The sequence below is a fragment of the Nonomuraea sp. B19D2 genome (assembly GCF_040137845.1).
Taxonomy (GTDB): domain Bacteria; phylum Actinomycetota; class Actinomycetes; order Streptosporangiales; family Streptosporangiaceae; genus Nonomuraea.
This window is the reverse complement of the sequence record NZ_JBEFAK010000073.1, coordinates 23,828-37,535: the sequence shown is the minus strand read 5'-3', so window position 1 is coordinate 37,535 and position 13,708 is coordinate 23,828. Positions and strand designations below refer to the sequence as shown.

Below are 13,708 nucleotides of genomic sequence, written 5' to 3'. Positions count from 1 at the left end.
GCGGTCGACCAGCTACGCGCCCACGGCGTGCCGGTCAAAGACGAGGACGCCGCCCGACTCAGCCCGCTCGGTCACGCCCACCTCAACGTCCTGGGCCGCTATGCCATCGCCTCCTCCGCCCCGGCCGTAGGGCTGCGACAACTCGGTGAGATCCCCGACGTGCCCGAGGGCGGCGACAGCGTGGACGAGGACGGGGTGTAAAGGCCAGGATCGCGGCCAGCGCCCGTGTCGGAAAGGCTTCCTTGAGCGGTGTCGGGCGAATCGTCCGCCGCGGCGGACGAGCTTGCGCGAGGCTGGCCCTTTGCCGACCTTTCGGGGGATCTGGGGATGGCTGAGCAGATGCACCCGGCGTGGGACGAGATCGTCGACTGATGGGCCGCAATGGCCTGATGTCTGCTATGCCCGAGAAGCTCACTGAGGCCACATCTTCGTCCCGATTCAATGACTACGATCGGATGGCCGAGGGGTACACGAACCATAACGAGACCGGCCTCCAGAACGCCTACTACGAGCGGCCCGTGATGCTGGAGCTCGCCGGGGACGTGACCGGCCGGCGCATGCTCGACGCCGGCTGCGGCTCTGGCCCGCTGTTCTTCGAACTGCGCGATCGAGGCGCCCTCGTGACCGGCGTCGACGCGAGTGCGGGGATGCTGGAGATGGCCCGACGGCGGCTGGGGGCCGATGCGGATCTGCGGGTGGTCGATCTGGCCGGCCCGCTGCCCTTCTCCGACGACGCCTTCGACGACGTCGTTGCGTCCCTGGTGCTGCACTATCTGGAGGACTGGGGACCGACGCTGGCCGAGCTGCGACGCGTGCTGAGGCCTGGTGGCAGGCTCCTCGTCTCGGTCGATCATCCGTTCGGCATCGCTCTCTTTCAGCACATGGCCGGGGAAGAGGTTAAGTGCCTGTTTTCAAGCCTCTCGTAGATGATCAGTACTGGACACGCTGCGTATCAAGTTCGGACGTATTGATAGTTCCGAAGCGCCGACACCACGGCGAATGACGCGGATCAGCTCGCGCTATCCGCGGCATGCGCGGACGGGTTGTCCTTGCGAAAACCATTGGTGCCCGGCTTGCTCCGATGATGGACTGACGTCCCGCCGTGAGTCTGCCGCGTGACGGAGGTAGTGGTTGTGACGGATTATGACGTGCTTGCCGAGGTGTATGAATGGCTCATCTCGGATGCAAAGTTGCCTCCAGCCGAGTTCGCTGCGTCGTTCGATGACGTCCTCAGTCTCCTGCCGTCGAACGCTCACGTCCTCGACTGTTCGTGCGGAACCGGACAGTTGGCGGTTGGCCTCGCCGGTCGTGGCATGCAGGTTGTCGCAACTGACGCCAGCGAAGCGATGGTTCGTCGGACTGCAGAGTTGTCTGAGGAGTTCGGGGCATCCGTCCGGGCCATGCGGGCGAACTGGGAAGAGTTGCCCGACCATTTCGAGGACGACACGTTCGACATGGTGTTCTGCGTTGGCAACTCGCTTCACCATGCCGCGGGCGCGGCAGGCAGGGGTGCTGCTCTGGAGTCGATGTCACGGCTTCTGCGCCCTGGCGGGCGCTTGGTGCTCACATCCCGCACTTGGGAACTCGTGAGGGCCAGAGGTTCCCGGCTGGACATCAGTGACCGACTCGTCCGCCGGAACGGTCGCGATGCCGTCGTGGTCTACCGCTGGGAGATTGCGCCGCATTGGGAGGAGGAGCACCACATCGAGATTGCGATCGCGCAAGTTGATGCGACTGGGCTGGTTCTTGTCCGCTCGGAACTGCTGTCCTGCTGGCCCTACCGGTACGAGGAACTCGAAGTCGAGCTGCACCGGGTCGGACTCCGGACGGAAGTGAGCACGTTCGATCTTGAGGCCGAGAACTATATGGTGGTCGCGAGCAAGGTATAGACACCGGGCTCTCAGTCCCCGGTCGGACCGCGCTGTTGCTCGCAGGACGCTTGCGCCCTCTCATCGGTGCGGGTCAAGCGGTCAACGCAACGCCTTGTAAGTACTTCGAGACCCGCAGCCGGACCGAAGAATGGGCCCAGGGCGGGCAGGCCGTCCAGATGAGGTTCTGGGACCGGCCGCTGCACGCGATGACCGAAGCCTTCACCGCCGCGGGCTTTCGCATCAGCGTCATCAGCGAACCGCCGTTCGTGCCGGAAGCCCGCGAACTGTTCCGCGAGGAGCTCAGCAGGATCCCCGGCACGAGGTTCCTGAGCTTTCTGTTCTTCGTTCTCGAAGCCAATTAGGTGCACACAGCAATGATCAATTGCCATGGTTAGCGCTTCAGCGTGCGATTCCCGCCAACTGAAGCGCTAAGTCACACGCGGTGTTCCGTAAGGGGATCCCCCACCGGAACACCCGCCAGCCACGACAGCACTCCAGGTCAGGGTGTTCCGTATAGGTGTTCCGCGTACTGTTCCGATGAAGGGGCCCTATCCGGAACACTTCAGAGCGTGAACGGGACCCGCGTCGGGTACGCGCGTTGCAGCACCGACGAACAAGACGTCGTGATCCAGACCGAGCAGCTCCTGGCCCTCGGCGTGCCCGCCGACCGCATCTACATCGACCGCGGCTTCTCCGGGACCACCCGCCGTAACCGCGCAGGCCTCGACCAGGCCCTGGCCGCCGTCTGGGACGGCACCGTGTTCACAGTGACGAAGTTCGACCGCTTCGCCCGCAACATGGCTGAAGCCAACGACATCCTGACCGACCTGTCCGGCCGGGGCGTGCTGTTCGGCCTGGGCGCCTCCGTCTACGACTGGAACGACCCGTTCGGCCGGCTCTTCCTGCAGACCCTCGCCATGGTCGCCGAATTCGAAGCGAATATCGGGCACCAGCGCACCCGCGAGGGCATGGCCCTGGCCAAGAGGAACGGCAAGCTCAAGGGCAAGCAGCCCAAGCTGCCCGAACCGGCGCGGCGTTCCATCCGCCGCCGCTACGCCGAAGGAGAGGTGTCCCTGGCCGACCTGGCCCTCGAGTACAGCGTCGGACGCTCCACCATCCACCGCATCATCCACGGACCAGAAGCTTCCAGGTAGGGCGACCACACGCGGAAGACGGACGTCACAGTTCGAGCAAGATCGTTCTCATCGATAACGACTGTTCCCCGGTTCCTCAACCCCGAGGCCGTATTTGTATGAGCGGTTCAGCCAGGGGTGTCACAACGCGAGCCTGCTGTTTCGTGAGATCCGGGCACAGGGATACCAGGGCAGTGCGAGCCCGGTCGACCGCTACATCCGGCTGCTGCGCAAGGGCAGTATCGCGCCGCCGCCACCCAGGCCCACGCCCAAACCCCGCAAGATCACAGCCTGGATCGTGACTCATCCCGACAATCTTCGTCCCGACGACGCGCCCGACCTTCAGCAGGTCCGCGAGGCCTGCCCCGAACTGGATACCACTTTTCGCCATGTCCCCAGCTTCGCCACCATGATGCGCGACCTTCGCGGTGACCGTCTGCCCGCCTGGATCGACGCAGTTCCTGAAGAGGACCTGCCCCACCTGCACCGTTTCGCCCACGGCCTGCGCTACGACCTGGACGCCATCATCGCCGGCCTGTCGGTTCCGTGGAACTCCGGACAGGCCGAGGGGCAGAACACGCGAGTGAAGCTGGTCAAGCGGCAGGGCTATGGGAGAGCCAACTTCGATCTCCTGCGGAAGCGGATCCTGCTCCGAACATGATCCTCAACCCGTCCCAAGATCAGCGACAGAACCCGTTTGCCTGTACATGACTCGGCACTGGTGGCTGTACGCCGACACCGCCCACCTCGACGACCTCATCCGATCGGTCCGCGACACGATCCGCGACCACAACACCACCGCCCTGCTCATCGACGACGTGACCCGGCTGCGGCTGCACCGAGCCGACGACCAGGACACCCTCGACCTGATCCGCGAGCTGATGGACCTCAACGTCACCCTCGTGCTGATCGGAGTCGACATCCCCGGATCCGGGCTCCTGCGCGGCGCCTACATCGACACGCGCACCAACCAGTGGGTGTTCCCCGGCATCAAACAGGGCAAGAGCCACAACCCGTCTGCCTCCACCCAGACCGAACGCCGCTTCGACCTGGTCGACCTCGACCCGTTCGACTATTCGACCCCGGCCGGGATCAACGCGTTCATCGAGCATCTGACCGGAATCGAAGACCAGCTCCGGCTTCTGCGCGGCTTCGACGGCATGCTCACCGGCGGCGGCATGCCCGAATACCTATTCCGCCGCACGCACGGCATCGTCGGCCTCCTGCGCCGTCTCATCGAGGACGGCTGCGCCAAGGCGATCGCCACCGGCGAGGAGCAGCTGACTCCCGAACTCCTGGCTGGGACGGCCATCCGCCTCGGGAACCTCGCCGACCTCGACCCCGACGCCGGTGAGATCCCTCCGATCCCGGAGAACATCCCGCCGCCCAGGTCTCCGGCGAAGGACAAGAAGAAGCGGCGGAACACCAGCTTCGACGACCACGGCGCGACGGCCGATGGGTGAGTTCCTGGCCCGTCCGCTTTCTCGCAGCCTAGACCCGTTGCCCGGAGAAGGACTCGCCGGGTTCCTGCTCCGCTTGGCCTGGCGCCTGCGGGTCACACCACAGCAGCTGGCCAAGTTCATCCAGTGCGGCAACGGAGTCCCCGGCCAGCTCAGTCGGCGGCTCTTGATCGATCTCAACATCCCGGTCTTCGCGACGGCCACCGCTCTCACCGCTGGCGAGGCCGCTGAGCTGACGCTCTTGCCCTGGGCCGACCGCTACCCGCCGATCGCCCACAGTGCCGGAAAGATCTGGGCTGAGGGGAATAGAAGATTCGACGAGTGGCTATTTCATGACGACGTCCGCTACTGCCCGGGCTGCCTGGCCGGGGACGGCACCGCGGTTCAGCAGTCCTACGGCGGATCTTGGAAGAAGATCTGGCACCTGCCCATCGCCTTCGCCTGCCCAGACCACCGCACGTTCCTCCGCGACACCTGTCCTCGGCAGCATCGGCTGACCGGCCAACCCAACCGGCTGATCACCCCGACTTCCGAATGGGTCCTGCATCCCGCCCAATGCCGCGACCCCGCGGATCCGGACGGCCGGGGCCGCCGCCGACCCTGCTGCGGGGCCCGCCTGGACCAGCCCCAGCCGCCCGGTTTCGAGCCTCGGCCAGCCGTCCTGAACGGTCAGCGACGACTTTCCGCCCTGCTTGATCCGCGCACCTCACCCGAGGCCGCGACACGCACATTCACCGACCTCCGTGTCATCGTCTCGCTGCTCTATCTCGCCTGGCCGGCAAGCCAGGACCTTCTGGAACCGCACACCATCACCGCGATCAGCGAACACGTCAGCCGCCTCAACACCGGGAACCGTAAGTCCCGTGACTGCCTGCCCCGAGGACTCCACGCGACCGCGGCCATCCTGACCGCCGCGCTCAACGTCCTGGACCATCCCGACCTCCAGAACGCCCTCGTTCGCGAGATCCAGGAAGCCCAGACCACCCGGCCCAGCAGAACACCGCTCGCCTCCGTTCTCGACAGACACCACACCGCCTGCTCACCCGCACTCCGAGACACCATCGAACCTGCCATACGCCGCTACCGCCGCCTGGCCGGACCAAGTAGCCCGAAAGCACCGGCACGCTTCGGCGGCTACCGGCCAGAACACATTCCGGCCTTCCTCGAAGACGCCTGGTTCGACCAGCACCTCGCGCCGCTCGTCTGCAAGAGCCGGCTGAGCAAGGTCCTCCGCCGAGCCGCAGCCGCCACGCTCGTTCAATGGTCAGCGGGCGGATCCCTCGGCGACGCCGCCAACTACCTCGGCATCAACCCCAAGGGCGGCCAGTTCGCCTTTACCAAAGACCTCTACCAGTGGCTTGACACCGACCCGACTCGGGCGCCCTTCATCGCCGCCCTCAAGAACCTCGCTGCCGAGCTCGACGCCACCCCCGGCCTTCTCAACTACCAGCACCGCCGCGACGCCCTCCGCGACTGGAGCCTCGGCGAAGAAGCCTGGGCCGAGGTCATCAACCAGCTGCCACCGGTTCCCGGCCCCGTTCAGCCCACCCTCGACGACCGCAAACGCCAAGAAGCCTCCGCGTTCATCTGGGCACGCGTCACCCAAGGCGAGCCCCGCTTCGCGCCCCGCCCCATCGAGGCCCAGCAGCCGCAGCACACCCAGCGCGAATGGCTCCAGCGCCGGGGAAACACCTGGCACCACTTCAACCGCGAAGCTCCCCTCGCCCACTACGGCGCGCTCAAGAACCTCCTCATCCACCACGCCGACCTCCTCGCAGCCACGACCGGCCTGATCTCCAGCGAACCGGCTGAGTGCTTCGGCTAATATCCGCACCACCCTTAAGGATCTGCAAGTGGAGCGCCCGCTGAACCGAGACGACCTCCTCACGCTCCTTGACACGGCAACCGGAGCATGCAGAGCGGCCCGCGCCGCTCTCGCCGACGACGGCCAGTTCACCATCTGGGACGGAGACACTCCGGCATTTGAACTGGCCACGACCTACAGGCGACGGCGCCGCCTCACCACGAAACAAGGCGCCCAAACCCAGGCCCTTCAACAGACAGTCGACACCCTCAACGACCTCGGCCAATCCCCGATCCGACTCGGCTCGATCACCTCAGCCGACCGAACCTGGAACTACATCCTGTTCCTCACACCGGACACCACCAAGGTCATAGCCTGCACCGGAGTTCGCCGGAGAGGATCTGAGGATGACTGAACTGACCGACATGAGCGAGCGCGAGTACTTCAACCGGTTCGCCAAGCGCACCGGCATGTTCATCGGCCGCCCATCACTGAAGGGCGTGACGGCGTTCTTGATCGGCTACGACCAGGCTGCTCGCCGACATGGCGGACCTGGGCTCGACGGCTGGCGCGAATGGCTGATGGCCCGCTATCAAGTCGGCACCAATCTCGTCTGGGAGGCCCAGATCCAACAGATCGCTCTCGGCGAGACGGGCGTCAGACCGGACCTCACCCCGGAAGAGGAGACCCAAGTCACCGGCGTCCTCTTCGACCTGCTCGACAAGTTCCTGGCAGACAAGGAACGAGCCCTCCAGGATAACGATGGCGACACGGGCTCAGGCTCGCCCGGGGCTGGAAGGGGGCCACCCGGCCGGCTGCGACGAGCCGCCGAACCAGGCAGCGGAAGAGGGGGTCAGCAGGAGAACCATGGCTGCCGCGGTTAGGCCGAGACCGCCGACTGATCCGAGAGTCGGATCGACGAACAACCGCAGAACATAGAAGGCCGCGAGCCCGGCCTGAATCGCCACGCCCGCCCATCGGACCCAAGGCCGAGGGTTTCGCATGTTGAAAGCCACTATGCCGATGGCCACGATCAGGCCCAAGACATAGAACGTGAGGACCGGGACGCTTCCGACGATCGCGAGCGGCAGCAGCAGGATGGCAGTCATGATGGCCGCCAGCGCCAACTCCAGGCCCATGATGACCAGAGCCACCAATACCGGGACAGGCATGTTCGGTCTCGGTGGAGGATACATGCGGCCACCCGGTGCGCTTGAGGAGGATCTCTCAGTGAGAATGTTCAGGCCATTCCGATCAATGCTCCCATAATCGACACGCTGCGCGGACGTGAACACTCGAGGTCTGTTCAGCAGCAAGCACGCAGAGCGGCTTCGAGCTCGTTCTCGTCCAGCACACGCGCCACGCGGCATCCGGCTCTCTCGCGAAGCGGTCAGCCAAGCCGCCGCATACCCCACGAATCCGCACCAATACTGGCCGCAGCCGATCATCTACGTCGGGCGATCCCAGAAAGATCCCGTAACGGTCCGTCAGTGGCATCGCTGACCTGGGCAAGCTTAATCGCGTGCACCTGGCTGCACGAGTCTTACGGGCGATCCTCGCGAGTGAACACGATCTTCAAGGTCCCCATGGCCATGGGGACAGGCTCACACAGCCGGATAGCAGATAGATCAACACGACATTGTCCGCGCTCTGGCCTCAGACGGATCGGGGCCGCGCTGCCCTCAGCGCGGCAGCCGCAGCCAGCCTACTTGCCTGACGTGCCTGACAGACCATCAAGCAGCTGACCAGCTATTTCGCTTGACTACCCAAGATAATCACGGACCTGAGCAGAACCGCACCCGCTGATCGGAACGCGCGCGCGCGAGCCCGCGACCCACCCGCAGACCCGGCCGATCCAAGTCACACTCTGGGGTTGTGTTTCCGGAAGTCACTCCGGGATTCTACTTCCGGAATTAACTCATTCCGGAAGTAGGGCAACGCCTCAGAAGCGAACTCTTGAGTTCAGTGTCCACTTGTGGAATCGACAAGCTGCGTGGGTTCGTCGGGCCCGTGCATCGGGTGGTCAGGCTGGGGTTCTGCTGCCCTTGCAGCCTCTGTCGATCCGGCCCGTCTCGAAGTACTTCACCACGTCGGCGGCGCACTCGGGCACCCGGATGGTGGACACATGTACATCGTCGGCGACGGTGTAGATGGTGCCGCCGATGGCGCGCCGTGTCTGCAGTGTCCAGTCGTAGACGGACATGAACTCATGCAGGTGCCCGGCCAGCACCAGCGACCCACCGTCCCGCTTCAGCGTGGGCTGCTGCACCGGCAGTGGCCACCCCTGGCACAGGGCGCCGCCCAGTCCCCAGGACCGGCCGGTCGCCGGATGGCGCTTGTCGAGCTGCTGGTAGGCACGCCAGGCGGTATCGAAGTCGGGCCGGCTGCTGTCCTCGTTGCACTTGACCGCCCAGTTCATGGTCAGATTCAGCGTTTCTGGCGCGCCGGGCAAGGACGTCCCTATCATCTGACCGCCGCCGAGCAGTTCCTTGACCGTGGGCGGGGCGGTGGCGCCGGTCGCCGTTCGCAGTTCGGACAGCGCCTTGCCCGCTCGTGGCCACTCGGTCGAGGGACGTTTGGCCAGGTCGGCGACGGCCGAGCCGTCGATGGGCCGCAGCAGGCTGGTGTAGGTCTGGGGGCTGTTGTCGTAGGCGCGGACCAGCTTCGCCACCTGCGCGCGCACTTGCCGGGTGGTGGTGCCGAGACCGTAGGTCTGATGGCGGCGGGCCAGCCAGGCGGCCATGCGCCCGAAGTTCCGCTCGGCCGCCTGCGCGCTGCCCTTGGTGTGCTTCATGAGATCGGTCCACGGCGGCGCAGTGCTGTCCAGGAAGGCACGTCCGGTGCGTTCGGGGAACAGGCTGCGGTACACCATGCCCAACGAGGTGCCCCAGGACAGGCCGAGCAGGTTGAGCTGGCTCTCACCCAGTGCGGCCCGTACCAGGTCCAGGTCCTCGGCCACGTTGTCCGTGGTGAGCTGTCCGAGGAAGTCCGGGTCGGAGCGTCCGCACTTCTGGTTGGCGGCGACCTGGGAGTCGTACATCTTCCTGGCCGCCTTCTTGGTCGGTGGGCCCGGCTCCTGCGGGCTTCCCGGCGAGAAGGGGCAGACGACCTTGGTGCTGTAGCCCACCCCACGCGGGTCGAAGCCGATGATGTCGTACCGCTCGTTGAGCGCTGCTGTCTCTTCGTTAATGAGCACGGTTCGCAGGACCGGGTCCAGATAGCCGCTCTGGCCCGGCCCTCCCGGAAGAACGGCGAGGGCGCCGAGCCGGTGTGCCTGGTCGGTGGCAGGTAGCCGGGTCACCGCGATGTCGATCTCCCGGCCGGCGGGGTCGCGGTGGTTGAGCGGGACGCTGACCGTCCCGCACTCCAGGCGCTTCATCTGGGTGCGGAAGGCCGCAAGCTGCTCCTGCGTCACGCGCAGGCTCCGGATCACCTCATCGGAGTAGGCGGGGCAGGATTTCCACTGCACGGACGGCGCGCCGAGGCTCGGGAGGGGGTCCGCGATGGCACCTGCGCTCGGGCTGACATATTCGGTGGCGGTCGCGGGCGCTGGGACGTGCAACGCCAGTACCCCGTATGCCGCGCCGACGGTCAGAGCGACCCTTCTTCCACGCCTCATTCTCGATCCTTTCTCAACATGACTTCGAGGGTGATCACATCTACCGGGCGGTACTGATCGGTGGCCGATCGGCGGCCCATATCCGTTCCATATACGGGGCGTTGCGATAAGCGGTCGCGCAATCTGCGCCTCTGAGCGCCTCGAAGTGTGCGGTCGTTGGCGTCTATGGTGTGGACAGGGCCTCCGTCGGGGACAGGCGGGAGGCGCGAATGGCCGGGTAGAGTCCGGCGATTGCGCCGATGAGGAGGGTCGCGGTGAGGCCGCCGATCGTGGCCCAGGCCGGCACGACCGAGGGCCAGCCGCTGTAGAGCGCGTATCCCGTCGTCACCCCTGTCCCCAGCAGGACGCCGCCGGTGCCGCCCAGCGCTGACAGCAGCAGGGACTCGGCCAGGAACTGCGTCCTGATCTGCCCCCTGGTGGCCCCCAGCGAGCGGCGCAGGCCGATCTCCGCGCGGCGTTCCAGCACCGAGATGACCATCGTGTTGGCCACCCCGACCCCGCCCACGAGCAGCGCCACCGCGCCCACCCCCAGGAGGAGGCTGGTGAACGCCTGGCTGGTTGCCTGCTTGGCGGCCAGGGCGTCGGACGGGCGGGAGACGTCCACCTCGTTCGGCGCCTCCGGGTTGGCCGTGCCCGCCAGCACCTGGCGTACGGACTCCAGCTTGGCCTCCTCCGAGCGGGTGTAGAGCGTGGTCGGGTGGCCGTCGAAGCCGAGGCGCTCCTCCGCCACCGGCCAGCCCACCAGGACGCCCGCGTCCAGGTTGGTGGCCAGCGCCACGGGCTCCAGGACGCCGACGACCGTGAAGCGGATGCCGCCGATGACGATCTGGGTGTCCGGCCCCGCCGCGCTGATGCCCAGCCGCTGGGCGGTGGACGAGCCGATCACGGCGGCGGGATAACGTTCGGTGGCCGCATTCAGCCAGGTGCCGCTGCGCAGGGTCGCGCCCACCGTGTCGAGCAGGTCGAGGCGGGCCGCGTACGTGTTGAGCCCGCCGGTCTGGGCCTTTGGGATCTGCTCCGAGCGGTAGACCTTGGCCTCGGGGATCTTCGCGATGGACGAGACTGACTCGACGGGCTCGATCCGCTGGATCATTGCCTCCGCGCCCTTCGGCATCTGGGCCGCCTCGCCGGTGATCGTCGAGCCCGCGGAGACGGTGAGCAGGTTCGTGCCCAGCGTAGAGAGCTGGCGGTCGAGCTCGGCGCCTGAGGAGGACGAGAGCCCGACCACGCCGACCATGGCCGCGATGCCGATGGCGATGCCCAATGCCGACAGGAACGCCCGCAACGGCCGGGTTCGCAGGCCGACCGCGCCGACCCGCATCACGTCGCCCGGACGCATCCGGGCCGGGGCCGGCCTGGGCCGCTGCATCTCGATGACCGCCATCACGCCACCCCTGATTCCACGGGCTCGGGCTCTCTGGCGGAGTCGGAGATGATCTGGCCGTCACGCATGCTCACCTGCCGGGGCAGGCTGGCGGCAATCTCACGGTCGTGCGTGATGATCACGATGGTGGTGCCGCCCTCGTTCAGCTCGTGCAGCAGCTCCATCACCCCAGTGCCCGAGACGGAGTCGAGGGCGCCGGTGGGCTCGTCGGCCAGGAGCAGCGGCGGATCGCCCGCCACGGCCCTGGCGATGGCCACGCGCTGCCGCTCCCCGCCCGACAGCTCGTGCGGCTCGTGGTCCATGCGGTGCTCCAGCCCCACCCGCTTGAGCGCCGCCGCCGCGCGGCGGCGTCGCTCGGCCCTGCTCAGGCCGGTGTAGATGAGGCCGTCGGCCACGTTGTCCAGCGCGGGGACCCTGGCAGCCAGGTGGAAGGACTGGAAGACGAACCCGATCGTGGTGGCGCGCAGCGCAGACAGCTGGTTGTCGGACAGCTTGGAGACGTTGTAGCCGTCGATCTGGATGGTCCCCGAGGAGGGCCGGTCGAGCGTGCCGACGACATTCAGCATGGTCGACTTGCCCGACCCCGAAGGCCCGGCGATGGCGACCAGCTCGCCGTGCTCGATCCGCAGCGACACCGACTTCAGCGCCGCCACCCCGCCCGGATACGTCCTGGACACGTCCGTCAGCGCGATCATGGGGTACGTCATTTCGGCATCCCCACGATCATGCCCGCGCTCAGCCCGTCCCCGGACACCTCGACCCGACCCCCGGCGAACAACCCCGTCTCAACGGCGATATAGCTGGGCTTCCCGCCCTCGATGACCTCCAGGCCGAAACCGCCCTCGCGCAGCGCCACCAGCGCCGCCACCGGCACGGTCAGCACGTTCTTGCGCTGCGACGCCGTGAACGTCACGTCCACCGACGCCTTGTCCAGCCCCCTGGCCGACTTGCCGGTCCCGATCGAGACCAGCGCCTCCACTCGCGTCTCCGGCTCGGCGTTCTGCCCGTCGCCCGGCACGATGACCGTGGCCACCTCGGTGACCTTGCCGCGCACGCTCTCGCCGTCCGGCAGCGTGACCTCGACCCTGGCGCCCTTCTTGGCCATCGGCTGGTCCTCGGCCTCCAACTGCACCGTGATCACCTTGGACGTGCCCGTGTACGTCAGCACCTGCTGCCCTGGCTGGGCCGGCTGGCCCTCCTCCGACTCCAGGCTCTCCACCCGCACCTTGCCGGGGGCGAAGACGACGCGGCCCAGCTCGACCACGCCGGTCTCGTCCAGGCCGCGGTCCTCCTGCCATTCCACGACGGCCTCGTAGGTGTCATAGGTGTATTCGTCGTCGACCGTGAAGCCGTCGTAGCCGAGCTTGCTGAGGTTGCGCTCCAGGTTCTCGACGTCCTTGCCCGCCACGCCGATCTTGAGATCCCGGTACGCAGGCACATCCCCGTACAGAAGCATGACCGGCTTGTTGTCCACCCGGTACAGCGACCTGCCGCGCGTGATCGTCGCGCCGCTGTCGGGCAGCCAGGTGATCGTGCCGGCCTGGCGGGCCATGGCCGAGGTCACGGGGCCGTAGCCGAGCTCGCCGTCGGCTTCCCTGGTGTCGTTCAGGGTCTGCCTGGTCACCGTCGTGGTGGCCCGGGGCAGCGCGACGGCCGACTGCGTCGGGCCATTGCCGCGTTCGAACAGGCCGGTGCTGTTGACCGCGACGAACCCGCCGCCCGCCGCCGCCACTGCGATCAGCAGCCCGGCCACCAGCCTGCCCCTGCCGCGAGGGCGGCGCTGCCTGGGAGGCGTGGCCCCCGGCTCCGTCTTGCCGTCGATGGTGGCCATCGCCATCAAGAACCTCCCGGGCTGGCGTCAGCCGACTCCTGCTTGCACTTCTCCTCCGCGGCCTTGAAGTCGGGGTCCTCGCCGGCCTCCTGGGTGATGCGCATCATGCCGCCCTCGGGGTCGGGGTAGGCCTCGACGCCGTTGTCACGCATGCACTGGGCGAGCTTGCGCAGGTTCTCGGCCATCTTGGGGTCGTTGCGGACCTGCTGCCGGCCGCTGGGGGCGTACTGCCTGCACGCTTCCTGAGCCGCCTGGACTTTCTCCTGCGGGGCGTCGAACGTCATCGTCATCTTGCCGCTGGAATCGGGGTCCGGCATGTCGACGCCGTTCTCCCGCATGCACTGGGCGAACTTCAACGCCATCTCCTGCGAGTCCGCGCTCGGCTGGGCGCTGGCCGCGGCCTTGTTACCGGTGCCGCCGCTCACCGAGGCCACGTCCGCGCCGCCGTCGTCTGAGCCGCAGCCGGTCAGCAGCAGGGTGAGCGCGAACGGTGCCGTGACCAGCGCGCTGAGGACTCGTCGTCTCATGGAAGCTCTCCTTGTCGAATGAACGTTGTTCCAGGGTCGGGGCTGGATGCCCTCCGCATTTCCGCATCGCCGACCTGTC

14 protein-coding genes and 1 pseudogene are annotated in these 13,708 nt (G+C 67.0%); 10 read left to right on the top strand and 5 right to left on the bottom strand.

Annotated features, from left to right (window positions below; genetic code table 11):
* From ABN273_RS55305 to ABN273_RS55260, 10 genes and pseudogenes are all read left to right on the top strand, one after another.
* A partial coding sequence (locus tag ABN273_RS55305; protein ID WP_349457803.1) for a Tn3 family transposase occupies window positions 1-201 on the top strand: 201 nt, incomplete at its 5' end.
* Window positions 202-389: 188 nt separating this feature from the next.
* Window positions 390-860: pseudogene (locus ABN273_RS55300) on the top strand (class I SAM-dependent methyltransferase); the annotation flags it as partial.
* A 255-nt stretch (window positions 861-1,115) separates the two neighbouring features.
* Window positions 1,116-1,889, top strand: a complete 774-nt coding sequence (locus ABN273_RS55295) for a class I SAM-dependent methyltransferase (RefSeq protein WP_349457802.1) — start codon at window positions 1,116-1,118, stop codon at window positions 1,887-1,889.
* Window positions 1,890-1,939: 50 nt separating this feature from the next.
* A complete protein-coding gene (locus tag ABN273_RS55290) occupies window positions 1,940-2,233 on the top strand; it encodes a hypothetical protein (RefSeq protein ID WP_349457801.1) in 294 nt (97 codons plus the stop codon).
* Window positions 2,234-2,440: 207 nt separating this feature from the next.
* A complete protein-coding gene (locus ABN273_RS55285; RefSeq protein WP_349457800.1) occupies window positions 2,441-3,025 on the top strand; it encodes a recombinase family protein in 585 nt (194 codons plus the stop codon).
* A gap of 94 nt (window positions 3,026-3,119) precedes the next feature.
* Window positions 3,120-3,665 carry a transposase gene (locus ABN273_RS55280; RefSeq protein WP_349457799.1) on the top strand — a complete coding sequence of 182 codons (546 nt, stop codon included), beginning with the start codon at window positions 3,120-3,122 and terminating at the stop codon, window positions 3,663-3,665.
* A 46-nt stretch (window positions 3,666-3,711) separates the two neighbouring features.
* On the top strand, window positions 3,712-4,467 hold the full coding sequence (locus tag ABN273_RS55275; RefSeq protein WP_349457798.1) for a hypothetical protein: 756 nt from the start codon (window positions 3,712-3,714) through the stop codon (window positions 4,465-4,467).
* Window positions 4,468-4,504: 37 nt separating this feature from the next.
* Window positions 4,505-6,289 carry a TniQ family protein gene (locus ABN273_RS55270; protein WP_349457797.1) on the top strand — a complete coding sequence of 595 codons (1,785 nt, stop codon included), beginning with the start codon at window positions 4,505-4,507 and terminating at the stop codon, window positions 6,287-6,289.
* A 28-nt stretch (window positions 6,290-6,317) separates the two neighbouring features.
* Window positions 6,318-6,683 carry a hypothetical protein gene (locus ABN273_RS55265; RefSeq protein ID WP_349457796.1) on the top strand — a complete coding sequence of 122 codons (366 nt, stop codon included), beginning with the start codon at window positions 6,318-6,320 and terminating at the stop codon, window positions 6,681-6,683.
* Complete coding sequence (locus ABN273_RS55260) at window positions 6,676-7,152, top strand: hypothetical protein (protein WP_349457795.1); 477 nt, start codon at window positions 6,676-6,678, stop codon at window positions 7,150-7,152. Before ABN273_RS55265 ends, ABN273_RS55260 begins: the two co-directional genes overlap by 8 nt.
* Before the next feature lie 1,139 nt (window positions 7,153-8,291).
* Here the strand turns inward: ABN273_RS55260 and ABN273_RS55255 are convergent.
* The 5 genes from ABN273_RS55255 to ABN273_RS55235 all read right to left on the bottom strand — a co-directional run bounded on the left by ABN273_RS55255 (window position 8,292) and on the right by ABN273_RS55235 (window position 13,629).
* Window positions 8,292-9,887 carry an alpha/beta fold hydrolase gene (locus tag ABN273_RS55255; RefSeq protein WP_349457794.1) on the bottom strand — a complete coding sequence of 532 codons (1,596 nt, stop codon included), beginning with the start codon at window positions 9,885-9,887 and terminating at the stop codon, window positions 8,292-8,294.
* Between the two features lie 163 nt (window positions 9,888-10,050).
* Window positions 10,051-11,271 carry an ABC transporter permease gene (locus ABN273_RS55250; RefSeq protein WP_349457793.1) on the bottom strand — a complete coding sequence of 407 codons (1,221 nt, stop codon included), beginning with the start codon at window positions 11,269-11,271 and terminating at the stop codon, window positions 10,051-10,053.
* On the bottom strand, window positions 11,271-11,978 hold the full coding sequence (locus tag ABN273_RS55245) for an ABC transporter ATP-binding protein (protein ID WP_349457792.1): 708 nt from the start codon (window positions 11,976-11,978) through the stop codon (window positions 11,271-11,273). Before ABN273_RS55245 ends, ABN273_RS55250 begins: the two co-directional genes overlap by 1 nt.
* Window positions 11,975-13,108, bottom strand: coding sequence for a peptidoglycan-binding protein (locus ABN273_RS55240; RefSeq protein ID WP_349457791.1), 1,134 nt, complete (start codon window positions 13,106-13,108; stop codon window positions 11,975-11,977). The genes ABN273_RS55245 and ABN273_RS55240 overlap by 4 nt, the downstream gene beginning before the upstream one ends.
* A complete protein-coding gene (locus ABN273_RS55235) occupies window positions 13,108-13,629 on the bottom strand; it encodes a hypothetical protein (RefSeq protein ID WP_349457790.1) in 522 nt (173 codons plus the stop codon). The genes ABN273_RS55240 and ABN273_RS55235 overlap by 1 nt, the downstream gene beginning before the upstream one ends.
* Between the last annotated feature and the right edge of the window lie 79 nt (window positions 13,630-13,708).

Excerpts from the sequence above, each read along its gene's own strand:
- ABN273_RS55275 (WP_349457798.1), top strand. The coding sequence starts at position 3,712 with ATGACTCGGCACTGGTGGCTGTACGCCGACACCGCCCACCTCGACGAC.
- ABN273_RS55260 (WP_349457795.1), top strand. The coding sequence starts at position 6,676 with ATGACTGAACTGACCGACATGAGCGAGCGCGAGTACTTCAACCGGTTC.
- ABN273_RS55255 (WP_349457794.1), bottom strand. The coding sequence starts at position 9,887 with ATGAGGCGTGGAAGAAGGGTCGCTCTGACCGTCGGCGCGGCATACGGG.
- ABN273_RS55250 (WP_349457793.1), bottom strand. The coding sequence starts at position 11,271 with ATGGCGGTCATCGAGATGCAGCGGCCCAGGCCGGCCCCGGCCCGGATG.
- ABN273_RS55245 (WP_349457792.1), bottom strand. The coding sequence starts at position 11,978 with ATGACGTACCCCATGATCGCGCTGACGGACGTGTCCAGGACGTATCCG.
- ABN273_RS55240 (WP_349457791.1), bottom strand. The coding sequence starts at position 13,108 with ATGGCGATGGCCACCATCGACGGCAAGACGGAGCCGGGGGCCACGCCT.
- ABN273_RS55235 (WP_349457790.1), bottom strand. The coding sequence starts at position 13,629 with ATGAGACGACGAGTCCTCAGCGCGCTGGTCACGGCACCGTTCGCGCTC.